This is a genomic window from Campylobacter sp. MIT 12-5580, from assembly GCF_005406235.1.
GTDB lineage: Bacteria > Campylobacterota > Campylobacteria > Campylobacterales > Campylobacteraceae > Campylobacter_D.
The window spans coordinates 191,830-214,199 of sequence record NZ_NXLK01000002.1; the positions used below are offsets into that span (position 1 = coordinate 191,830).

The 22,370-nt window shown below is 33.5% G+C and carries 24 protein-coding genes and 1 other RNA gene; 21 read left to right on the forward strand and 4 right to left on the reverse strand.

Going from position 1 to position 22,370, the window contains the following annotated elements; all coding sequences use genetic code 11:
* The first annotated feature begins 27 nt into the window (after positions 1-27).
* The 3 genes from CQA38_RS02945 (at position 28) to CQA38_RS02955 (ending at position 2,165) form a co-directional block, all read left to right on the forward strand.
* Entirely contained in the window at positions 28-1,137 is a 1,110-nt protein-coding gene (locus CQA38_RS02945) for a Cj0069 family protein (RefSeq protein ID WP_137632500.1), read from the forward strand.
* Between the two features lie 204 nt (positions 1,138-1,341).
* An RNA gene (ffs, locus tag CQA38_RS02950) (signal recognition particle sRNA small type) lies at positions 1,342-1,440 on the forward strand.
* Positions 1,441-1,610: 170 nt separating this feature from the next.
* The gene (locus tag CQA38_RS02955) at positions 1,611-2,165 is read left to right on the forward strand and encodes a hypothetical protein (RefSeq protein ID WP_137632501.1); all 555 of its coding nucleotides are present in this window, start codon (positions 1,611-1,613) and stop codon (positions 2,163-2,165) included.
* 85 nt (positions 2,166-2,250) lie between these two features.
* Here CQA38_RS02955 and CQA38_RS02960 read toward each other — a convergent pair whose 3' ends face one another.
* Complete coding sequence (locus CQA38_RS02960; protein WP_137632502.1) at positions 2,251-2,475, reverse strand: hypothetical protein; 225 nt, start codon at positions 2,473-2,475, stop codon at positions 2,251-2,253.
* 94 nt (positions 2,476-2,569) lie between these two features.
* Here CQA38_RS02960 and CQA38_RS02965 point away from each other — a divergent pair, with 94 nt between their 5' ends.
* The 7 genes from CQA38_RS02965 to CQA38_RS02995 all read left to right on the forward strand — a co-directional run bounded on the left by CQA38_RS02965 (position 2,570) and on the right by CQA38_RS02995 (position 8,071).
* Positions 2,570-3,502 (forward strand): DMT family transporter, encoded by a 933-nt coding sequence (locus CQA38_RS02965; RefSeq protein ID WP_249355161.1) that lies wholly within the window; start codon positions 2,570-2,572, stop codon positions 3,500-3,502.
* Between the two features lie 51 nt (positions 3,503-3,553).
* Positions 3,554-4,378, forward strand: coding sequence for a UTP--glucose-1-phosphate uridylyltransferase GalU (gene galU / locus CQA38_RS02970; protein WP_137632503.1), 825 nt, complete (start codon positions 3,554-3,556; stop codon positions 4,376-4,378).
* The gene (locus tag CQA38_RS02975) at positions 4,372-5,589 is read left to right on the forward strand and encodes a glucose-6-phosphate isomerase (RefSeq protein ID WP_137632504.1); all 1,218 of its coding nucleotides are present in this window, start codon (positions 4,372-4,374) and stop codon (positions 5,587-5,589) included. Before galU ends, CQA38_RS02975 begins: the two co-directional genes overlap by 7 nt.
* Before the next feature lie 13 nt (positions 5,590-5,602).
* Complete coding sequence (gene queF, locus CQA38_RS02980; protein WP_137632505.1) at positions 5,603-5,995, forward strand: preQ(1) synthase; 393 nt, start codon at positions 5,603-5,605, stop codon at positions 5,993-5,995.
* Positions 5,996-6,180: 185 nt separating this feature from the next.
* Positions 6,181-6,516: a PepSY-like domain-containing protein gene (locus CQA38_RS02985; RefSeq protein WP_137632506.1), complete on the forward strand. Its 336-nt coding sequence runs from the start codon at positions 6,181-6,183 to the stop codon at positions 6,514-6,516.
* A 136-nt stretch (positions 6,517-6,652) separates the two neighbouring features.
* The gene (locus CQA38_RS02990) at positions 6,653-6,862 is read left to right on the forward strand and encodes an alkylphosphonate utilization protein (protein ID WP_137632507.1); all 210 of its coding nucleotides are present in this window, start codon (positions 6,653-6,655) and stop codon (positions 6,860-6,862) included.
* Positions 6,863-6,871: 9 nt separating this feature from the next.
* Positions 6,872-8,071: a serine/threonine protein phosphatase gene (locus CQA38_RS02995; protein ID WP_137632508.1), complete on the forward strand. Its 1,200-nt coding sequence runs from the start codon at positions 6,872-6,874 to the stop codon at positions 8,069-8,071.
* Positions 8,072-8,264: 193 nt separating this feature from the next.
* On the opposite strand, the gene CQA38_RS03000 is transcribed toward CQA38_RS02995, so the two are convergent.
* Complete coding sequence (locus tag CQA38_RS03000; RefSeq protein ID WP_137632509.1) at positions 8,265-9,425, reverse strand: hypothetical protein; 1,161 nt, start codon at positions 9,423-9,425, stop codon at positions 8,265-8,267.
* A 173-nt stretch (positions 9,426-9,598) separates the two neighbouring features.
* On the opposite strand from CQA38_RS03000, the gene CQA38_RS03005 reads away from it, so the two are divergent.
* From CQA38_RS03005 to CQA38_RS03040, 8 genes are all read left to right on the forward strand, one after another.
* Positions 9,599-10,171, forward strand: a complete 573-nt coding sequence (locus CQA38_RS03005; protein ID WP_249355163.1) for a cysteine peptidase family C39 domain-containing protein — start codon at positions 9,599-9,601, stop codon at positions 10,169-10,171.
* Positions 10,172-10,234: 63 nt separating this feature from the next.
* Positions 10,235-11,431 (forward strand): saccharopine dehydrogenase family protein, encoded by a 1,197-nt coding sequence (locus tag CQA38_RS03010; RefSeq protein ID WP_137632511.1) that lies wholly within the window; start codon positions 10,235-10,237, stop codon positions 11,429-11,431.
* A gap of 205 nt (positions 11,432-11,636) precedes the next feature.
* Positions 11,637-12,251 (forward strand): hypothetical protein, encoded by a 615-nt coding sequence (locus tag CQA38_RS03015; protein WP_137632512.1) that lies wholly within the window; start codon positions 11,637-11,639, stop codon positions 12,249-12,251.
* Between the two features lie 221 nt (positions 12,252-12,472).
* A complete protein-coding gene (locus CQA38_RS03020) occupies positions 12,473-13,399 on the forward strand; it encodes a hypothetical protein (protein ID WP_137632513.1) in 927 nt (308 codons plus the stop codon).
* 40 nt (positions 13,400-13,439) lie between these two features.
* Positions 13,440-14,375 carry a hypothetical protein gene (locus CQA38_RS03025; RefSeq protein WP_137632514.1) on the forward strand — a complete coding sequence of 312 codons (936 nt, stop codon included), beginning with the start codon at positions 13,440-13,442 and terminating at the stop codon, positions 14,373-14,375.
* A gap of 154 nt (positions 14,376-14,529) precedes the next feature.
* A complete protein-coding gene (locus tag CQA38_RS03030) occupies positions 14,530-15,357 on the forward strand; it encodes a hypothetical protein (RefSeq protein ID WP_137632515.1) in 828 nt (275 codons plus the stop codon).
* A gap of 39 nt (positions 15,358-15,396) precedes the next feature.
* Positions 15,397-16,311 carry a hypothetical protein gene (locus tag CQA38_RS03035; RefSeq protein WP_137632516.1) on the forward strand — a complete coding sequence of 305 codons (915 nt, stop codon included), beginning with the start codon at positions 15,397-15,399 and terminating at the stop codon, positions 16,309-16,311.
* A gap of 418 nt (positions 16,312-16,729) precedes the next feature.
* Positions 16,730-17,368 (forward strand): superoxide dismutase, encoded by a 639-nt coding sequence (locus CQA38_RS03040; protein WP_137632517.1) that lies wholly within the window; start codon positions 16,730-16,732, stop codon positions 17,366-17,368.
* 110 nt (positions 17,369-17,478) lie between these two features.
* Here the strand turns inward: CQA38_RS03040 and CQA38_RS03045 are convergent, their stop codons facing one another.
* A complete protein-coding gene (locus CQA38_RS03045) occupies positions 17,479-18,618 on the reverse strand; it encodes a hypothetical protein (RefSeq protein ID WP_137632518.1) in 1,140 nt (379 codons plus the stop codon).
* Positions 18,619-18,859: 241 nt separating this feature from the next.
* Here CQA38_RS03045 and CQA38_RS03050 point away from each other — a divergent pair, with 241 nt between their 5' ends.
* Both CQA38_RS03050 and CQA38_RS03055 read left to right on the forward strand, forming a co-directional pair.
* Positions 18,860-19,495 (forward strand): carbonic anhydrase, encoded by a 636-nt coding sequence (locus tag CQA38_RS03050; RefSeq protein WP_137632519.1) that lies wholly within the window; start codon positions 18,860-18,862, stop codon positions 19,493-19,495.
* A 17-nt stretch (positions 19,496-19,512) separates the two neighbouring features.
* Positions 19,513-21,390: a mechanosensitive ion channel family protein gene (locus CQA38_RS03055; protein ID WP_137632520.1), complete on the forward strand. Its 1,878-nt coding sequence runs from the start codon at positions 19,513-19,515 to the stop codon at positions 21,388-21,390.
* A gap of 18 nt (positions 21,391-21,408) precedes the next feature.
* On the opposite strand, the gene CQA38_RS03060 is transcribed toward CQA38_RS03055, so the two are convergent.
* On the reverse strand, positions 21,409-21,792 hold the full coding sequence (locus tag CQA38_RS03060; RefSeq protein WP_137632521.1) for a hypothetical protein: 384 nt from the start codon (positions 21,790-21,792) through the stop codon (positions 21,409-21,411).
* A gap of 127 nt (positions 21,793-21,919) precedes the next feature.
* On the opposite strand from CQA38_RS03060, the gene CQA38_RS03065 reads away from it, so the two are divergent.
* Positions 21,920-22,351 (forward strand): Sua5 YciO YrdC YwlC family protein, encoded by a 432-nt coding sequence (locus CQA38_RS03065; RefSeq protein WP_137632522.1) that lies wholly within the window; start codon positions 21,920-21,922, stop codon positions 22,349-22,351.
* The last annotated feature ends 19 nt before the right edge of the window (positions 22,352-22,370 follow it).

Genomic DNA, 22,370 nt, shown 5'->3' on the forward strand with positions numbered 1-22,370 from the left:
TAAATCCAAACGACAAAAGGAGAACAAATGAAAAAAAACATCGTGTTTTTTGAAGCAAAAGGCGGAAGCGACAAGGGTCCTGATGGATACAGAAAAGATACCATGCCTATGGTAAATGCTCTTAAAGCCAAGGGTTGGAATGCTGAAGTGGTATTTTTTACTGATGAAATATTACGCAATGAAAATGAGAGAAACAAAATTTTTGAGCATGTTAAAAACACCGCTGATGGTTATGTATCAAGGGTAAATCCGGGCAATTTAAAAGAAGAAAAATTGTATTTTGATGTTTTAAGAAAGCTTTGTGATGCTGGACTTATAGGCATGCCTCATCCTGATGCCATGATAGGATATGGAGCAAAAGATGCACTCACTAAGCTTGCTGATACAAAGTTAGTGCCAAGTGATACTTATGCGTATTATGACCCTGCCGAAGCAAAAAGAATAGGCGTAAACTTTAGCGATAAGCATGATTTTAAAAAAACCTTTCCTACAACTCTAGCAAAAGGAGAACGCGTTTTAAAACAAAACAGAGGCTCAACCGGAGAGGGAATTTGGCGTGTAAGGCTTGAAAACTCAAGCGATTATAACAAAGTAGCAAGCTTGCCACTTGATACAAAAATCATTTGTACAGAAGCCAAAGACAATCACACAGAAGAGCGTAAGCTTGGTGAATTTATGGACTTTTGCGAGCATTATTTGGTAGGGGATAATGGCATGCTTGTGGATATGACTTTTTTACCGCGTATCAAAGAAGGTGAAATTCGCATTTTAATGCTTTATAAAACCCCTGTTTATGTGGTGCATAAAAAGCCAGCTGAGGGAGGAGATGCTTTTTCTGCTACACTTTTTAGTGGGGCAAAATACCGCTATGATGAGCCAAAAGATTGGCAAGCTTTGATAGATTGGTTTTTGGCTCAACTTCCTGAAATTCGTTCTAAACTAGGAAATTATGATCTGCCACTTATCTGGACAGCTGATTTTATCCTTGATACTGATGAAAATGGTAAGGATAAATATGTGCTTGGCGAGATAAATTGTTCTTGTGTTGGCTTTACAAGTCCGGCTGAATTTATGGAAAAAATTGCCGTTATGGTAGGCGATACTATCATCGATATCGTAAGCGAACAAAAAGCGTGATTTTAACCAGCTTTAAAGCTGGTTAAGCTTAATGTCATTGCGTTGTATCCTAAGATCGACAAGGAAAAAAGACTTGTTGATCTTCTTTCAAATTTAAAACAAGATTAAAAAAATATATCGAGTTGCGTTTGTATCATAAAAATTAGCGATTTGATTTTATTCAACAAAAATTTAAGTAAATTTTGCTATGATTTTAATTGCCCTTTTTTAGACCTGTGCAATAGTATTTTAAAGCACCGCTTCAGGGTGGGAACACAGCAGAGCAACTTTGATTTATTATGTGCCGCAGCCATCTGGAGAAGGGTTTTTTTTGAAATTTCTTGATAATTTTTTTCGTATTCTTGACTTATTTTGTTTTCCATCAACTGCTTTTTGAGAATTTGTTTTTTATGTTTAAAAGCACTTTTTATAATCCTAATTTCACTTTCACTTCACTCAAAATCTTTACAATTTAGTGTTTGAAAGGAATTAAGATGATAAAATTTTTTCGTAATATCCATATTTATTTGAGCTTATTTTTTCTGCCTGTGGCTTTTGTGTATGCTTTTTCTGGTGTTTTGTTTGTTTTGGGCTTTGATGATGAAACTTTAGCACAAACTTCAAATTTTACTTTTAAAGCTAAGATCGGTGAGGGCAAAGAACAAGAAGTGCTTTTTTCTTTTTTGAAAGAGCAAAATTTAAGCGTGCCAAAGGTTCAGACTATTTACAGCAAAGATGAAAATCACATACTCTCACTTGGCACTTTGCGTTACAGCGTTGGGCTAAAAAAGCTTGATGAAAATGCGTATGAGGTTGATATCATCAAACGATCAGCATTTGGGCTTTTAATGAGCTTGCATGAGTCAAAAAATAATTCTTTATTTGACATTTTAGCCATCGGTTTTGGCTTAACTTTGTTTGTGTTGTATGTTTCTGGCGTGATGATTACGCTTTTTGTAAGCAAGAAAAACCGCAAAGCACAATACCTTGCTATAGTTTTGGGTTGTGCGATCTGTCTTGTTTTTGCACTTCAAGCAACTTTATTTTAAAACTTTAATAAATTCTTTAGAGTAAAAAATTTAATTTTAAAAGCAAGAATTTAAAAACTAGCCCAAAAATTTGGGCTAGGCTTACTTAGAAGTTAAGTAGTTTGTTGATTTGTTTGCCAGCTTCTTCTTTAGCTGCTTCTTTAGCTTCTTCTTTTTTAGCAGCAGCTACTTCTTTAGCGCTTTTGCCGCTCATTAATTGTCCAGCAACATCAGCACCTTGAGCTTTAGCAGCACCTTTTACAGCTTCATTTGCCAAAGCCACACTTGCACCAAGTAAAGCAGCAAATGCTACAACGAGTAATTTTTTCATTGTGTCTCCTTTAAGATAAATTGTGGTTGTGATTGTATCAAAAAAATAAAAACAAAAATTAAATTTGAGCTTAAAATAAAAAAATGTTATAATCGTGCTTTTAAACTTGGAGCAAAGCCTGATGAGTGCGTCTAAAGAAAAGATTTTCTTTGTTTTTATGCTGATAGCAATGATGTTTTGGGGTGGTTCTTGGGTAAGCTCTAAGGTTTTGACACTCTATGCAAGTGCTTATATTATCGCTTTTTGGCGTTTTTTGATCGTTTTTATCGGCGTTGTAATTTTGCTTTTTGTGTTTAAAATTTCAATCCGCTTTGAAAAACGCATTTTTAAATTCATACTTTTAGCCGGTTTGTGTAATGCTATTTATTCTTTTTTATTATTTGCTGGACTCAATCAAGCAGACGCTGGCAAAAGCGGAGTTTTAACCACTACAATGACGCCCATTTTTGCATATATACTCACGCATATGTATTTGTGCTTCAAAGGAAAAATTCACTTCCTAGAACTTCCTAAAAATGAGCTTTTTGGACTTATTTTAGCCCTTATTTCAGGGGCTTTTTTGCTTGAAATTCAAAGCTTTTCTACACTTTTAAATCCTTTCAATGTCTTTTTCTTGCTTGCAGCATTTGATTGGGCGGTGATGAGCCTTTTTACGCAAAAGATTAATTTGCACCCTTTAGCGATAAATTTCTATGTTACGCTTTTGGCGTTGCTGTGCTTTTCGCCGTGTTTTTTTCTACAAGAAACTTATAGTGTTTTTAATGCTGATTGGATTTTTTGGCTGAATTTGGGCTTTTTGGCGATTTTATCAACTATAGTTGGCACAGGGATTTACTATCTAGGAATTCAGTATCTTGGGGCTTTTAGAGCAAATTCTTTTTTGCTTTTGGTGCCACTTTTTGCTTTGCTGATAAGTTATGTTTTTCTTGATGAAATTCCGAGTTTAAAAACGATTTTTGGTTCTGTTTTGGCTATTTTTGCGATTTATTTGATTAATATTTATGGTAAAAACTTAAGAAAAATTTAACATTTTTAGTTATAATCAGCTCAAAATTTTATTCAATAACAAGGATAATTTATGCTTCAAACTTGTATTTTTCCAGCCGCAGGATATGGCACTCGCTTTTTACCAGCCACTAAGGCTTTGCCTAAGGAAATGCTTCCTATACTGACAAAACCACTTATTCATTATGGGGTTGATGAGGCTTTAGAAGCTGGTATGGATACTATGGGCTTTGTTACAGGACGTGGAAAAAGGGCTTTGGAGGATTATTTTGATACTTCTTATGAGCTAGAGCATCAAATTTCAGGCACAAAAAAAGAATATCTGCTTGCTGAAATTCGCTCACTCATCACTCGTTGCACCTTTACTTTTACAAGGCAAAATGAAATGAGAGGCTTAGGAGATGCTGTTTTAAAGGGCAGGGCTTTGGCTGGTGATGAAGCTTTTGGGGTGATATTGGCTGATGATTTGTGTGTAAATGAGGACGGGCTTGGGGTTATGGCTCAAATGGTAAAAATTTATGAAAAATACCGCTGCACCGTAGTTGCTGTTATGGAAGTGCCAAAAGAGCAGGTTTCAAGTTATGGAGTCATCGCTGGAAACGCAGTAGAAGATAATCTCATCATGGTTAGCTCCATGATAGAAAAGCCAAGCATTGAAGAAGCCCCAAGCAATCTTGCTATCATAGGCAGATATATACTCACTCCAGATATTTTTGGTATTTTAGAAAATACAAAGGCTGGTAAAAACGGCGAAATTCAGCTTACTGACGCGCTTTTAGCTCAGGCTACAAATGGTATGGTTTTGGCTTATAAATTTGAGGGCAAAAGATTTGATTGTGGTTCTGTAGAAGGCTTTGTTGAGGCGACGAATTATTTTTATGGCAAGAGCAAATGCTAAACAATCACTTTTTTTTTAAAACTGCTCAGCTTGGTACCATAAAAGCTTATGCACAACGCATTAATGATGAGTTTGAGAGCAAAGAGATAGGGTATTATCATTTAGCTGATAATACTGGCTTAATTTCTGAGTGCGAGCAGTATTTTCAAAACAAAACTTATAAAAATGTAATCTTGCTTGGTATGGGTGGTTCAAGCTGCGGAGTAAAGGCTTTAAGAGACTTTTTAGTCCAGCAAGATAAAGGCAAATGCAAGCTTTTTATACTTGATAATAGTTCAAATCTTAGCCTTACAAAAGTGCTTGATGAGGTGAATTTAGAAGATAGTCTTTTTATAGTGGCGAGTAAAACCGGCACGACTATAGAAGTTGTGAGTCTTTTTAAGCTTATTATGGCTCATTTTAAGCTTGAAATGAAGGATTTATCTAAGAATTTTATCTTTATCACTGATGAAAACTCAAAGCTCCATAAACTTGGCGAGCAGCTTAGTGTAAAATGCTTTTTAATCCCAGCTAATGTTGGCGGTCGTTTTAGCGTGCTTTCAGCTGTGGGCGTGGTGCCACTTTTTGTGTGCGGATATGATGTTAAAGCCTTGCTTGATGGAGCTTTGGCGTGCAAGAAAGATTTTTTTGAGAAAAAACAAGAAAGCATTTTGCAAAAAGCCTATCATTACTGTACGCATAAATATGCAAATATCAGCGTTTTGTTTAGTTATGGCGATGCTTTTAAGGGTTTTAATGAATGGTTTGTCCAGCTTATCGCTGAGAGTTTGGGTAAAAAGCAAGGCTATAAAAGGCTTGGTATTACGCCTATAGCCTTAATTGGAGCTAGGGATCAGCACAGCTTCTTGCAACTCATCATGCAGGGTCCAAAGGATAAAATGGTGACTTTTTTAAGGGTAAAAGAGCTTGAAAAATCCATGTGTATCCCTAAGCTTTCTTTGCCTTACTTAGAGGATTGTGATTTTAGCAATGGAGTTGATTTGCAAAAACTTCTTAATGCGCAGTGCGAAGCGACTTTGCAAGCTTTAGTAGCTGAAAATTTAAGCGTTGATTTAATCGAGCTTGATAGGCTTGATGAGTGGCATGGTGGGTATTTGATGTATCATTATGAGCTTTTAACTTCAGCGTGTGGAGTAATGCTTGGTATTAATACCTACGATCAGCCCGGTGTTGAGGTTGGTAAGCTTATCTTAAAAAAAATCTTATCTTAAAAAAGGAAAAACTATGCGTTATGGTGAAAAAGAGATTAAAGAATTTGATGTAGAAAAGGACTTAGAACTTTGGGAAAACAAAGCTGAAAATGACTATATCATCAAAATTTCTTTGCCTGAGTTTATGTGCTTGTGTCCAAGAAGTGGCTATCCAGACTTTGCGACTTTAAATTTAGAATATATCCCTGATCAATTTGTCGTCGAGCTTAAAGCTATTAAAATTTATATCAATTCTTTTATGTATAAAAATATCAGCCACGAAGCTGTGGTAAATGAAATTTACAGCACTTTAAAAGCGAAGTTAAAACCAAAATGGATTAAACTTGAGGCAGATTTTAACCCTCGTGGAAATGTGCATACTATCATTGAGTGTCGCTCTGATCTTGTTGTGCCAAAGCAAAATTAAATTTTTCTACACTCACAAAAGCTTTATAGAGAAAGAGTTTTAAAAGAGTAAAAGCTTCAAAAACTCTTTCAAATACCTTAAATTTAAGGTATTTTCTAAAAATATTTTTTTATTTTATCTTTCACGCTCACTTCACACAAAAAGTATAAACTTGCACTTACTAAAACATTTTTAAGGAGAAAGAAATGAAAACAAAACTTATCCCTGCTATTTTAGCATGCTCTGCAATCCTTGCAAGCGCAAACCCAGCCGCTACTGCGCCAGCTCCAGCTCAAGCCCCTGCAGTTGCACCAGCTCCGGTTGCTCCATATCCTGTGTATCCACAACAAGCTGTGCCACCACAAGATTATTTTAATGGTTTGCCAAAAAACATTAACGCTCAAATTCAAAAGCTCTATCCGGGCGCATTTATTGTTGATATGGATTGGGAAGCGTATGGCTATGAGATCAAGCTTAACAATTTTATGGAGCTTTATTTTGATCGCAATGGCAACTTTTTAGGGCAAAAATTTGACGATTAATCAGCTTTAAATAAAGCTTTTTTGCAAAGAGTAGGCTTGCTCTTTGCATTTTTTTACTTTCTTTTTCAAACTTCCCTTAGATAAATACAAATTTATATTATAATTACACAATTTTAAACCAAACAAGGAAAAAACAATGGCAAAAGACGCAAACGGCACGACGCTTGAGGCTGGCGATAGTGTAAGTGTGATTAAGGATTTAAAGATCAAAGGAGCAAGCCACACCTTAAAAAGGGGCAGTGTGATTAAAAATATCAAACTCACAAGCAAAGAAGGCGAGATTGAAGCGCGTGTGGATAAGCTTGGTGTTATCGTGCTGAAAACTGAGTTTTTAAAGAAAATTTAAGGGTTTGTTTTGAGGCTTTTGTTTGTCTTAAGGGGCAATTATTTTAACGCTCAAAAAGAATGGCTCGCAAAAAACGAGCTGTTAAATTATACCTTAGATTTAGAAGAACTTCGCTTTTTAGCAGGTGGATATAAAATGTTAAGCAATGGCTACAAAAGCCTTGATTACCGCAATGCAAGCGAAATTTTAGAGCATTTGTTTAAGCTTTTAGAGCTAAGAATGAACAAAGGCGAGCTTTGTATAGTCAATGCTCCAAATGCAAACAATTCCATACTTAAAGAGTATAAAGACTTAGCCTTAAAATACCGCTATGAGCTATTTATCATCGAGTTTAATACCTTAAATTTAGAAGAAGTAAAGCTTAAAAACTTTATCATCGCTCAGCAAAAGGGCGTTTTTATCCCAGAACATATACTTGAGGCTATTGATTATGCTTTGCAAAAAGAAAAAATTGCTAAGAAATTTAAAGTTATTAAACCTTATGAATTTAAAGAGCATTTATATCAAATTCGCGATCTTAGCGCATACAAAAAAATCCACCACATAGGCGATATACAAGGTTGTTTTAGCGTGCTTAAAAAAGCGATTAATAAGATTAAAAAAGATGAATTTTATGTATTTTTGGGCGATTACATAGACAGAGGCATAGAAAATGCTAAGGTAATCAAATGGCTTTTAAAGCTCAAAGGGCTTGAAAATGTGATCTTGCTTGAAGGAAACCACGAAAGACATCTTATCAAGTGGGCGTTAAATCAAACTGCAAGTTCAAAAGAATTTAATGAAAATACACTCAAAGACTTTAAAAAAGAAAAGCTGACAAAAGAGGACGCAAGGGCTTTGTATCCACATTTTAAAGAATGCTTTTGTTATAAATTTGAAGAAAAGATCATCTTTTGTTCGCATGGAGGCTTAAATTTTTTGCCAGAAAATTTGGCTCACTTAAGCTTTATATCAAGTGAAGAGTTTATCTACGGCGTAGGCTCGTATGATGAAAGTCAGTATATAGCCCAGCAATTTTGCGAAAACACCCCAAGCAACACTTACGAGCTTTTTGGACACCGCAACCGCCAAAAGCTTCCCATTCAGCTTGCAAGCAGAGCTTTTTTGCTTGAAGGCAAAGTCGATGCTGGGGGCTTTTTGCGTGTGGTAACCTTGAGTAAAAAAGGCTTTGAGTGCAAAGAGATCAAAAATGATGTATTTAGAAAATAGTTTAAAATGGCTTTTAAAGGTTGAAAAAGATAAAATTTTTTAGTTTTTCTAAGCTTTTGTTTGAAATTTAAGATTTAAGTTTGAAATTTCAAACTTACTTTGCATTGTGTATGAGCTAAGATGTTTTCGCCCTGAATAAATTTATCTTATTGCACTTCATAAAGACTTAAAATTTAGCCTTGCTTTAGTTACTCTACAAAGTTTTAAAAAGGCTTTCGTTGATTATGCTTTGTTTTTTGGTGTTTTGCTCTAAGGCTATTTTGTCTGTAAAGCTTAAGCTTGTTTGTATAATTGCTTTTTGTAAATTTTCTTTAAGCTGAGCGATAAAATCAGCAAAAAGCTCATCAAACAAGGAATTATAACTTGTATCGTTTTGAGTGAGTGGATTAAGACTTTCATTAAGTTTTTCTTGCGAACTTATATCAAGTTTTTTTGTTTGTTCTTGAGAAACAAAGTGAAGCTCCGTTTTAGCAAGTACTATTTCTTGTTCTTCTTGGGTAAGGCTTTCAAGTTCATTGATGATTTTATCTCTTTGATGATAAAAGGCTATGAGTTCGTTTTGTTCTTCTTCATTTAAGGTATTAAAGCTAAGCTCATCGCTTGAATTTGGCTTATGAAGTGGTGTATTTTTGTGTTGCCATTCGCCATTTTTATCAGTGAAGGAATCATAAAGCGTATCTTTGTTTTCATACTTTAAAGCCGAGATTTCATATTCGTAACTTTCCATGATAGAGTCTATTTTGTATTCTTTTTTTAGCTTTATTTCATTAAAATGCAAACTTTGGGCAAAATTTTGTTCATCTTTATATAAACTTTCTAAATTTTGTATGAGATTTCTTTGCTCTCTAAGGCTCAAGGAGTTAAAATCCACGCTTGCCCCAGTATCAGCATCAACAAGTTTTTTTGTCGCTTGCATAATATCATTTAGTCTTTTAAAGCCTATATTTTCAAGCTCTTCTTCGCTAAAATTTGCACCTAAGTCTTGAGTTTTGCCTTGTTTTCTTTGTATCATGGTGGCTAAAGAATCCTCAACTTGAAATTCATAAGAGCTACTTTGAGGATAGTATTTTAGCCATAAAGCATTTTTTAAACTCATACTCTTTAAAATACTCTCATCAAACTCAAAAGTATCAGCATAAGCTTCTATTTTTTCTTTTTCTTTTCTATATGCACTAAGTATTTTAGAATCCTGAGTGAGTGATTTAAAATCCACTCCTTCAAGCTTTTTATCCAAACTCAAATCTTGCACTTGGCTTAAAATTTCATTAAAACTTACACCCTCGTGAAGTTCTTTGTTCTTGATATAATGCCTATCCGCAGCACTTAAAAAATTCTCATAATTAAATTTAAGCATTTGCTTTCCTTAATTTGGTTTGAAAAAGCCTATCAAAATAGACTTTTTCAAAAAAAGCAAATATTGTTCCAAAAAGGGATTAAAAATATCTATTATATGTATAGTCTGCAGTATATTTTATTATAAAAAATTCAAAGTATTTTTGTATAATAAAACAAAAAAAGGAAATTCTTGTGTCAAAGATAGTCTTAACCTTAGCTCTTTTTTGTGCTTTTTCTTGGGCTGAGTTTAGGGTAAGTTCTTTGTATGAGCTTAAAAATACAGACTTTGTAAGACAAGCTTATGAAGAATCTTGTGGGGCAGCTTCTTTGGCAAATATCTTGAATTTCTTTGCTTTTAAACGCTATAACGAAAAGGATATTTTACAAGTTTTAGATCAAAAAACAGATATGCTTTCTTTTTTAGAGCTTAAAGAAGCTGTTTTGAAGCTGGGGTATGAAGCTCAGGCTTTTAAGCTCACAAAACAAAGCCTTGAGGAACTTTTTGTGCCTTTGCTTGTTAAGATTGAAGATGATCCAAGATTTCCTCATTTTGTAGTGGTGCTGAATTTTAAAGGAGATTTTATCAAGGTTTTAGATCCAAATTTTGGCACTTATATCGCTTCTAAAAAGGAGTTTTTCTCTGTTTGGGATAAAGAAGGTTTAGGAGGCTTTGCCTTGCTTGTTTTACCTAAGGATTTTAAGGAATTTAAAGCATTAAAACTTGATTTGCCAAGCGATTTTTACAGGGATAAAATCACTTTTTAAATCCTTAAAATCTTGAATTTATGTTACAATTAAGCTAAAAATTCATAATCAAGGAAAAAATAAATGAGTCATCTTTTAATCATAGGAGCAGGCGGAGTAGCTAGAGTAGCAGCAGTAAAAGCAGCTATGAATTCAGACACTTTTAGTAAAATCACCCTAGCAAGTAGAACCTTAAGTAAATGCGAGGCTATAGCAAGTTTTATCAAAGAGCGTTTAGGCGTGAGTATAGATATAGCTAAGATTGACGCTGATGATACTGAAGCGGTTGTAAAGCTCATTAAAGAGATAAAGGCTGATTTGCTTTTAAATTTAGCCTTGCCTTATCAAGATTTAAGCTTGATGGACGCGTGTGTAAAAGCAAAAATTCCTTATATAGATACAGCAAATTATGAACATCCAGATTTGGCTAAATTTGAGTATAAAGAACAATGGGCTAGGAATGAAGCCTTTAAAGAAGCTGGAATTTTAGCCCTTCTTGGCTCTGGCTTTGATCCGGGCGTTACGAATGTCTTTTGTGCCTACGCCAAGCAAAAGCTTTTTGATGAAATTCATTATATAGATATTTTAGATTGTAATGCAGGCGATCATGGCTATAAATTTGCGACGAATTTTAATCCAGAGATCAATCTTAGAGAAGTTTCAGCTAAAGGTAGATACTGGGAAAATGGCAAGTGGATAGAAACTGAGCCTATGGCTATAAAAATGGCTTGGGATTATCCAGAAGTTGGGGTTAAAGATAGCTATTTGCTCTATCATGAAGAGCTTGAAAGCTTGGTAAAAAATATACCAAGTTTAAAGCGAATTCGCTTTTTTATGACTTTTTCTCAAAATTATCTCACTCATATGAACTGCCTTGAAAATGTAGGCATGCTAGGCATTAAGCCTGTGCTTCACAAAGGAGTTGAGATCGTGCCTATAGAGTTTTTAAAGACTCTCTTACCTGATCCAGCAAGTCTTGGAGCAAGGACTAAAGGCTTTACAAATATAGGTTGTGTGATAAGAGGCTTAAAAGATGGCAAGGAAAAGCAAGTGTATATCTATAATGTCTGCAATCATGAAGAATGTTACAAAGAAACCGGTGCACAAGCTGTGAGCTACACCACAGGAGTGCCAGCCATGATAGGAGCAAAACTTATCGCAAAAGGCATTTGGCAGGGAAAAGGTGTATTTAACATGGAAGAATTTGACGCCCAACCTTTTATGGACGAGCTTATGACTCAGGGCTTGCCTTATAAAATCATAGAACTTCCTTTGTCTTAATCTAGCTTATCACAAGCTAAGATGATATAGAGCAAGCCTAAGGCTTGTGCTTGCTCTATATTTTTTTAAACTTTATGGTTAGTTTTAAGCTAATAAAACGTATATAATTTTCTAATTTTAACAGCTTTAATTTGGAACAAAATTTGCTTGAACTTCTTATAAATATAAGACTTTTTAAGTTGTTTATGCTTTTTAAGGAGTTAAAATGACAATTTTTGCCGATAAGATAAATAACGCTCAACATTTAAATACCAATGTTAAAAACACAAAATCAAGCGATGATTTTAAAGACTTGCTTCATTTGCAAACTCATTCAAATAAAAGCTTAGAACTTTTAAATCAAGATGATTATAAAAAGGCTATTCAAAGCGTGCTTGAAGCTATGGATACAAGTTTAAAAAATTTAGAAAATTCGCCAATCAAAACAGATTTAAAAGTTTTAAAAAACTCCATTGAATCCCGCTTAGAATTGATGAGTGAAAACAAAAATTCTATGCAAAATAGCATTCAGTCTTTTTTAGAAAATTCACAAAGTCAAAGCACTTTAAAAACCAAGCTTATGCAAAATTATTCTGATTATATGCTTTTTGCTCCAGCTATAGCACAGGATATAAATAAATTCTTTGAGCTTGCACAAAATGAGGATAAGTCCTTAAATTTGAGTGAAATTCAAGGATTGATTAAGAGTATAGAAAATTATCATGCAAGCGAGCAAAGTCAAGGCATAAATGTAAATGATAACACAAAAGTGCTTTTAAATACTTCAGGACTAAGCATACTCACAAAAGAAAAGCAAGAGCTAGCCTTATCAAAAATTTAAGCCTACAAGAAAACAAAAGCTTTCATATACTTTTAAATATGTTTGAAAACACAAATTCAAAAACCCAACCCGAGCAATCAGCACTTCAAAAAGCTTTAAAAGAATTTGGGTGAAAATAATGTTAAAAAGTTTTTTTAAGAATAAAGATTTTTTATATAACTTTATTAAATTAACAAATCAAAGCCTATGTTTATACGCTTTTCAAGCTAAAAGGAGCAAGAATGAAAATTTCATCTACTAATTCTTATACTTTTACCCAAAATTATCAAAATACAGCTCATTCATCTCAAGGCTCAGAGTCTCTTTTTATGAAATCTTTTAATTTTGCCATGCAGCAAAAGCCATCACAAGAGGCAATTAAAGCAATTGATGCTGCTAGACTTGAGTTTTATGCAAGCAACACACAAGGCGAGCTTACTCAAAATTCATATAATCAAAGCCTACAAAAATTAACCCATTCTATGAAAAATATCTTAGAAAAATATAAAAATGATGAGCAAAAATTTGACTACCTTTCGCAAGCTTTTGCACTTTTTACACATAGTTTAAATCCTGAAAACAATGTTTTACCAGATATAAAATCAAGCTCAAATTTTTTTAATCCTAAGCTTGATTTTAACAACACTCAAAGCCTGCCTAGCCTTGTGGAGCAAAAGGCAAAAGCATATATCAAAAGTCTTAAAAATGAAGATAAAGATAGCGAAGCTAGGCTTTTAGAGCTTAGAGCAAGTTTGCAAGAGCTTGAAAATCACGGCGAGTATATAAAAATGAATGCCGAGCTTTTTTATTCAGCAATTTGGAGTGATTTAAGTGCTTCAGAACAAAATTCTTTTTTACAAAATGTTTCTACCATAAGTGCGTATTATTACGAACAAGCTCATAATTTTACATTAAGCGATGGCACAATGCTTAATTGGAGTGAGGAAAATGGGACTTTTAAGATAACAATACAAGGTTTTGATAATGAAAAGCTTGATTTGATACAGCTAGCTAATGATAAAAAGAAATTTCAAACTCTATTTGAAATCTTTGAGCCAAAAAATCGCTCTGAAAATAATGAAATCAAAACTCATAAAAATGAAAAAAAATTAACCTCAAAATCATCAAACTCATCTTTGCTTCAAAGAGCTTTGCAGGAGCTAGAATAAAAGCTGAGTATAGTTTTGATCTAAAAATAAAGGAAAAAACATGTTTATTAATACAGCACAAAGCTCACAAACTCAACTTTCTTATAAACAGCACATTAAAGCACTCGAACAATCATTTTTAGATGAATGGTTTGCAAATTCTAGTGCAGTTTTACCTAAGGAATTAGCAAGCTATTATGAGCAAGAGCATATCAAAGATATGAACGCTTTAAACAAACAGCTTGATTTTTACGAAGATAACAAAGACTATACAATCAAAGTACCTAAAGAAGAACTTGAAAAAAGCAATAAAGCGGTGCTAATCTTTGCAAAAAGAACGCAAACACCTTTTTCAAGTGTTCTTAGCCAAAAGCAAGAAAGAGCAAGTGAGGCTCAGCACAACGAGGCTGCTTTGTCTTTGCTTGCTACAGCTAAAAAGCTTACAGCCTTAGTCACTGAGCAGCAGGGCTTAGATAGCAAGCTTGGATCCGAGCTTACTACTATGCAAGCTGAGCTTATGAATAGGCAAAATAACATTATGAAAGCACAAAATGAGCTTAATTTTGCACTCAACTCTAGCTATAAAGATTTAGAAGGTATAGCTCAAACCCTTAGAGGATATTTTACGATGAATAAAGCATTTGCTGAACAAATGATACATTTTTTTGACTATGCAAGTGATAAATTTCAAGGACTTGATACACAAAAGATCATGCAAGATTTAGCCACTATAAAAGGTTATTGGGACAATAACACGGCAAGTGATTTAACTTTAGGAAATGGCACAAAAATAGGACTAAGTTATGAGTATAACGCTCAAGAGCAAAAGACTCAAACTTTTTTAAAGATAAATAATCAAAGTTTTGCGCTCAAAGAAAATTCTTCTCTTTTAGAAAATACAAGCTTTAATATACTTTTAAATATGTTTGAAAACACAAATTCAAAAACCCAGCCCGAGCAATCAGCACTTCAAAGAGCTTTAAAAGAACTTGGGTAAAACTAATGTTAAAAAGTTTTTTAAGAATAAAGATTTTTTATATAAGTTTGAATTTAAAAATAAATTATTTCTTGGAATAGAATTTGCTTATTTTAGAAATAATAAAAGACTTTTTAAGTTTTTTTAAATATAAAATAAATTTAGGAGTTAAAAAGTGAATGTTTATCTTCATTCTTACAAGAGTTTAAATTTTCATGATACAAAAACAAAGGAGCAAGGTTCAAATTTTAAGGATTTTATAAAGCAAGAAATTGATCATTCAAGCTCTTTAAAAATTATAAGTCCTAAAGAAACTAAACAATTTGACATAATCAATGGACATAAAGCAAATATCACTTGGAAAAAGTCAAGTAATCCCATCTTTTCAAATGCTCTTAGTGCCCCACAGGCAAAGGTTAGCAATCTTGAATATCAGCAAGCCTTAAATGATATTAAAAAGCTTATGCAAGAGCTTAGTTCTTTAGCTATTGAGGAGCAAGGTCTAGATAGCGAACTTGGCTTTAATCTTGAGGCTATGTTTGATTCTTTTGATAGCATTACACAATTTTTAGCCAAAGAGCCCAAAAGCAATACACCAAAAGAGTATAAAATAGAAAATGTTTTTAGTGATGAAATAGCTGCAATGAAAGGTTCATTAGATCTAAGCAGCTCTATACCTTTTTATGCTTTAAGTTTCTTTGACTATGCAAGTGATAAATTTCAAGGACTTGATACACAAAAGATCATGCAAGATTTAGCCACGATAAAAGGCTATTGGGACAATAACACGGCAAGTGATTTAAGCTTAGGAAATGATATTCAAGAAGAAGCAAGTCAAGCCTCTACAAATATAAGCAATCAAAGCTTTGCACTCAAAGAAAACTTTTCTCTTTTAGAAAACAAAAGCTTTAACATACTTTTAAATATGTTTGAAAATAATATAAATTCAAAAATCCAGCCCGAGCAATCAGCACTTCAAAGAGCTTTAAAAGAACTTGGGTAAAAATAATGTTAAAAAGTTTTTTAAGAATAAGGATGTAAGGTGAGTTTATCAAATTTGTCTCATTTAGACATAACTTCAAGGGCTGTAGAGATTTTAAAGCCTGGATCCATAAAGTCTAATAATGTCATTCAAATAAATGCTGATAGAATCAAGCATGAGTATTCACAAGCAAAGTCTTATTCTAATATAAGTGATAGTGCTTATACGATGACTATAAGATCAGTCTTAAATTTCACGCAAGATATACTTTCTCGCTATCAAAACGATGAGGCAAAATACGAAAGACTTTCAGAGAAATTAGAGCTTTTCAAAGAAAGTCTTGATGAAAAATCACATACTTTTCAAAGTTCTACTATAGTTTCAACCCATCGTGCAAGCCTTGATAAATCTTATCTTAACAAGCCCATCAAAGAACTTGTTCAAGCTGATTTAAAGGCTCTTTTACAAGCTATCAATGAAAAAAATCCAAATACCATACTTGAAAAAGAAATGAATTTAAAATCAAGTCTTATACAGCTTAGCGGACAAGGGCAATTTATAGCCACCTTTGCAGAAGGCTTTTTTACTGAAATATGGCATGAACTAAGCCAAAGTGAAAAACAGCAGTATTTTGAATATATGGATATCATAAAATCATATCATTACAATAAAGCTAAAAATCTCACCACAGAGCAAGGCGATACCTTTTCATGGGATATAGTAGGGGGTAAATTTCAGTTTGAACTCATCAGCAAAGACAATGAAAACTTAAGCGATCAAATCAGACTTGCAAGTGATAAAAAAGTATTTTCAAGTCTTTATGCTATATTTGAGCTTAGAGAAAAAGCATATATAAGTGATAAAAATAGTGTTGATTCATCAAACGATGATAAAAATGAAAAAAAATTAACTTCAAATTCATCAAATTCATCAAATTCGTCTTTGCTTCAAAGAGTCTTGCAGGAATTTGCGTGAGTTTTCTTTTGCTCTTTTGAGGCATTTTGACTTTACTTTGGGTGTGTAAGGCATGAGTGTTTATAAAATTTTATTTAAGGCATTTTGTTTTATAGGCATTTTGCCTAGTTTTTTGCTCGCTTCTGATCCTATTAGCTTTGATAGTCTTTTTAAAAAACAAATTGGACTAAGAAACATAACGGCTCTATCATCTTAAGCCCTAAGGTTTCGCTTGACATAGGCTTTTCTCAAAGCTATCAGCAAGGAAGCAAATTTAACGGCAGGCAATACACAAGCTCTTATTCTATCCCTACTTTAAAGCCTGTTGTGAAAATGTTGTTGTGGGTAAATCAAGCCTTTATTTTTCTATTTTATCTTTTTTGCCCTTATTTTGATAAAAATATGCTAGAATAAATCATCAAAATTCAAAGGAGAAGCAATGTTTAAACTCAGAACCCTACCCTATGACACCAGCGCTTTTGGTCAATTTTTAAGCGAAGAAGCTTTTAGCTATCACCACGGCAAACACCACAAAGCCTATGTTGATAATCTTAACAAGCTTATCAAAGATACAGAATTTGAAAATAAAGATTTGTTTTTCATCATCAAAAACTCAAGTGCAGGGCTTTTTAACAATGCTGCTCAAATTTATAATCATGACTTTTATTTTGACTGCTTAAGTCCTAAAAGTGATGAAGATAAAATAAATCCTGCGTTTAACACAGCACTTGAAAAAGAATTTAATTCACTTGCTGAATTTAAGGCTGAGTTTATCAAAGGAGCGAGCGGAGTTTTTGGCTCGGGCTGGTTTTGGTTGGTGTATGATCTTAAAGATAAAAAGCTCAAACTTTTAAGCACACCAAACGCCGCTACGCCTATTACAGAAGCAAGGGTGCCTTTGCTTGTGGCTGATGTGTGGGAACATGCGTATTATATCAACCACCGCAACGCTAGAGCGGCTTATTTGGAAGCTTTTTTTGAGTATGTGAATTGGGAATTTGTAGCTAAAGCGTATGAATGGGCTTTGAAAGAGGGCGAAGGCTCGGTGCAATTTTATATCAATGAGCTTCATTCTTGATATATTTAAATTTTTAAAAAGATTTGCTTGAAAGTGCTTTAAAGAGCAAGTCTTTTCTATCTTAAGTTTAATCCTTAAAGATTATACTCTTAAGGGATTAAGCACCATTCTTACACCAGCTCCTGTAAGGCTTTTTGAAGCAAAGATGAGTTTAAGTCTTTCTCATAAGTTTTATTATTTAAAGAGTATGTTTGATCTAGAGTATTATTTAAATTTGGTTTTGGGTGATTTGTGTTTGAGTTTAAATTAGATACATTAAAACTTTTAAAATTTTCATGATTTTCAAAGAGTTTAAACAAGTTTTCAAATTTTTCATTTTCATACGAATGTAAGTTAAAATTTTGAGATAAGTCTTGTTCTAATTCAAGAAAATCGCAAGCATAAAGACTACGAACTCCATTTTCATATCTTAAACATAGACTTTGAAAAAAAAGACTAGACTCAGCTCCTAAAATCCTGACTGAGTAGTGTGATTCATCTTGTGTTTCTTCGATTTTAAATTCTACCCTTGTCCCATCATTAAGCATAACATTTGCTTGAGAGGCTGATTTATCATCCCAATACGCTTTCATAATGGCTAGATTTTCTTTGATCCTTTCATCATCTAAGCCACTAAATTTATCATCAACAAAGTCAAAAAAATTAGCCATATTTTGCGTGAGAATGCTAGATTCAAAAAAATAATCTTTTATAAGAGAATTAATTAAAAATATGTTTTCTTCGTATCCTTCTTGTGACTTTGAGTTTGAATTTAGTTTTTGCAAGTTTTCTTTTATGGCACAAGGAAGGCTTTCAATACATGAAACATCAAATTTAAGAGATGCAGGCAAAATACTCATATAATAACCTAGCTCACTATCCTTACCATGCTCACTTAATGCCAGCTCTCTAAGCTCATCCATTAAAGATGAGAGCTCCTCAGTTGCTTTTAGATATTGAGCTTTACTCACTGGAGTTTGACTTGAGGTGTTGTTTAAAAAGTCCGTAAATTTGGTGCTTGTTTTATTATCAATTTGATGGGTGCCATTTTGATTTACAGTTACCCAAGCCTTAAAAGGCTTATATTTTTTCTCAGTTGTAATACTATAAGAACTTTGAGTATTTGTATCATTAACTTGTAAATTTTCCTTTGCAAGTTGCAAAGTGTCTTTAAAGTTGAGTGTATCGCTAGGGGATTTTTTTGCACTTGTTTGTAAAGAGCTATTTGAGCTGGTAGGGTTTAAATCAAGCGTATTGTTTTGAACTAGCATTTGCTTAGTTTTTTTAATCACTTAAAAAAACTAAGCAAATTTCATGCCAAAAAAATTTTCATTTTTGCTCCTTTTTTAAGATATGATAAGTTTTATCATTTATTTTCTTTTAAAAAACTTAAATAAAAAAGTATTTATTAAATCAAATAAATAGTCTTTTAAGTTGATTTTGACTTTATCTTTTTTTGAAAATACCAAATTTTAGCTATAATTACAATTTAAAAACTCAAAAAGGCTATATATGCAAAGTCTCATCAAGGGTGCAGTGAAGTTTATGCAAGAAGATTTTAAGGAGCATAAAAAGCTTTTTAAAAGTCTTAAAGATAGGCAAGAACCACATACGCTTTTTATCGGCTGTTCTGATTCTAGGGTGATCCCAAATCTCATCACCAATACTGGTCCAGGCGAGCTTTTTGTCGTGCGAAATATAGCCAATATTATCCCACCTTATAGAGTGGCAAATGACTATCTAGCCACAACTTCAGCCATAGAATACGCCGTAAATGCCCTTAAAGTAAGAAATATCATCGTATGCGGACATAGCAACTGCGGTGGCTGTTCGGCACTTTATAGCAGTGAAAAAGAGCTTGAAAAGGTGCCAAATGTAAAGCATTGGCTTTCTATGCTTGAGGATATTAAAAATGAAGTGTTAAGCTTTAGTGTTGCTCAAAATGATGAGGCTATGCGTTCTTGGCTAACTGAAAAGCTAAATTTACTTCATTCTTTGCAAAATCTTTTAACCTATCCAGGTATCAAAGAGGCTTTACTAGAAGGAAAAATGGAGCTTCATGCTTGGTATTATATCATCGAAACAGGTGAAATTTATGAATATAATATGGATTTAAAAAATTTCACACTCATTACGCATAAAGATTGATTATAAAAAGGAAAAAAATGAAAAAAGTTATCATAATTTTAAGTATTTTTATAGCCTTTGCTTTTGCTGCTGAGGATAACAACGAAAGTAATGCAGAACTCTTTCATCTTGTACAAAAATTTATCGTTTTAAACAATGAACTTAAGGATTTAAATGATAGAAGCGACAACAACACAAGCATTTTTAGCGAGCAAAAAACAAGTATAAAAAAACAAAAGCAAGAGCTTTTAAATACCTTGCCAAAGGTTATTTCAGCTCAAAGTATCGATGAGGCGTCTATCAAGCGTTTTTTAGAGCGTAAAAACAAACTTGAGCAAGAATTTCAAAAACTTACAACGCAAAATTTTAAATTCGCCCAAAGTAAGATCGAGCTGAGTTCTTTAGAGCTTGATGAAAGCTTTTATAAGTCTTTGTTTGAGCTTGAGTCATTGTTTAAAAAAACAGCAAGCGCAAAAGAGCTGAGTGCCTTGCTTCAAAATGCTCAAAGCAAATTGCAAGCTCTAGTTGAATTTGACTTAAGCGAACTTAAAACTAGGCTTGATTTTAAAGAGCTTAGTATTATTAACGAGGCAGAAAATAAGCTCTTGCTTAAGGCGGATTCGTATGATGAAATTTTAAACTATCTTAAAGATAATGCAAACTTGCTTGAGAGTAATTTTATCTTTGCGCGACTTGAGCTTCAAGTTTTGATTGATAAGATCAATGAATTTGCTGGCTTTGATTTTCTTAATACTGGCAAAATCATCATTTCATTTTTCATTCTGGCTCTTTTTTATGTTTTAAATCTCTTTTTGCCAAGATTGAGTTATTTTATGCTTGTAAATTCTTTCTTTAAGCATGATACAGATGCGATGAGTCAAGAAGAAATTCGAGCTGTTTTTATCGAAAAAAACAAAAAGCCTTTCAAGCTCTTACTCTTTTTTTATGCCTTAAGTGTGTGCTTTAGTATAGCGTATTATCCAGCTCCTGTATTGATAAGTATCACGAATGTTTTTTATATTATCTATGCGGTGTTGTTTGCTTGGCTTGTAATTCAAATTTTAGATAGTTATGGGGTGGTGTTGCTTTCGACTTTAGCAAAAAAAAGCGAAAAGAAAGAAGTAGTTAATCTCATCGTTAAAATTTTATATTTTGTGGTGGTGGTTATCGCTATACTTTTTGTGCTGGCTCATCTTGGTTTTAATGTCTCAGCTATCATTGCTTCGCTTGGTATAGGTGGGCTTGCAGTGGCTTTGGCGGCAAAAGATGTGATTGCAAATTTCTTTGCTTCTTTGATGGTTTCTTTTGATGATGGTTTAAATCAAGGCGATTGGGTGGAGGTTGCAGGCGTTGAAGGAACGGTTGTTGAAATAGGACTTAGAAAAACAGCCATACGCACTTTTGATAATGCTTTGGTATATGTGCCAAACTCAACGATTATGAATGCAAACATTACAAATTGGAGCAAAAGACGTATAGGTAGGCATATAAAGATGATTTTAGGCGTAGCTTATGATGCAAAGGCTGAACAACTAGAACAATGCGTCAAGGACTTAAAAGCTTATCTTGATAAAAGCGAGCTTGTCGCACACAGCGAAGATAGCGCTTTAAACAAAAACTCTTATAAAGCAAGATATAGACAAAATTTAGTTTCTATCAATGATCTTGAGGGATATAAAAATGCGTGTTATGTTTCTTTGTGCGAGTTTGCAGATAGCTCGATTAATATAGAGCTTTATTTTTACACTAAGGCTATCAATGCAAAGGATTTTAGAGAAGCAAGACAGGTTTTAATGCTTGATTTTATGCGGATTTTAGAAAAAAATGGGCTGGGTTTTGCTTTCCCAAGCTTGAGTATTTATGTTGAAAATTTAAAAGATTTGAAGAATTTAGACTTAAAAAATGCCAAAGCATAAAAGCTTGGCATTTTAAGCTTAATACGCAGCTTTGCGGCAATGCACTTCAACTTTAGTTGCTACAGGCACAGCATTTGCATTTGGTGCAGTTGGGTTTGCATTAGGCACATTGCTTACGCCCGGATAGTTTGGATAATACGCATCAATTTCTAAGTATCTACCCACTTTTAAATCCCTAAAAGTGCCATCTTCAAAGATATTGTCTGTGCCAAACCAACCGCAGTCATCAAGCTCTATCCTTGTGCTTGGCAAAATTTTCACAAGCATAGGACCAGAATAGATCGTTTCGATCACCACGCTTTTTTCAGCGTCTCTAACTTCTAAAACGGTTCCTTGAAGCCAGCTATCAGCAAAAAGTGAGCTTGAGAGCAACAAAGAAGCAAGAATTGTTTTGGTTTTCATGTAAAACTCCTTAAAGTATAATTTCGTAAAATTGTAAGATATTTAAGTGAAGCCAAAGTGAATTTAAAATATTTTCTAAATTTCAAAAAATTTGCTATACTTTATAGATAAACAAAAAGGCAAAATGATGATTTATCTTGCGCAAACAGACACTACAGCGGGCTTTTTAAGCAAGGATTATAAAGAGCTTAATGCTGTTAAAAATCGCTCGTTATCAACGCCTTGCTTGATTTGTATGGCTGAGTTTTCAGTGCTTTTAGGCTTTACTCGTGTGCCAAATAAACACAAAAATTTTGTTCGAAAAGCGAAAAAAACGAGTTTTATTTATCCAAATTTAAAAAGTTTTCGCGTGATTAAAGATCATCCTCATGAAAATTTTTTAAAATCCCACACTTGGTTTTTTTCAAGTTCAGCAAACAAGCACAAAAAAGCCTTTGATGAGCAATGGGCAAGACATAAGGCTGATGTTATCATCGATGAAGAGTTATTTGAGGATACGCCTTCAAGAATTTTAAGGCTTGGCAGAAGCAAGATAAGAAAAATTCGCTCCTGTGTATAAGGCATAAAAGAGGTGGGTT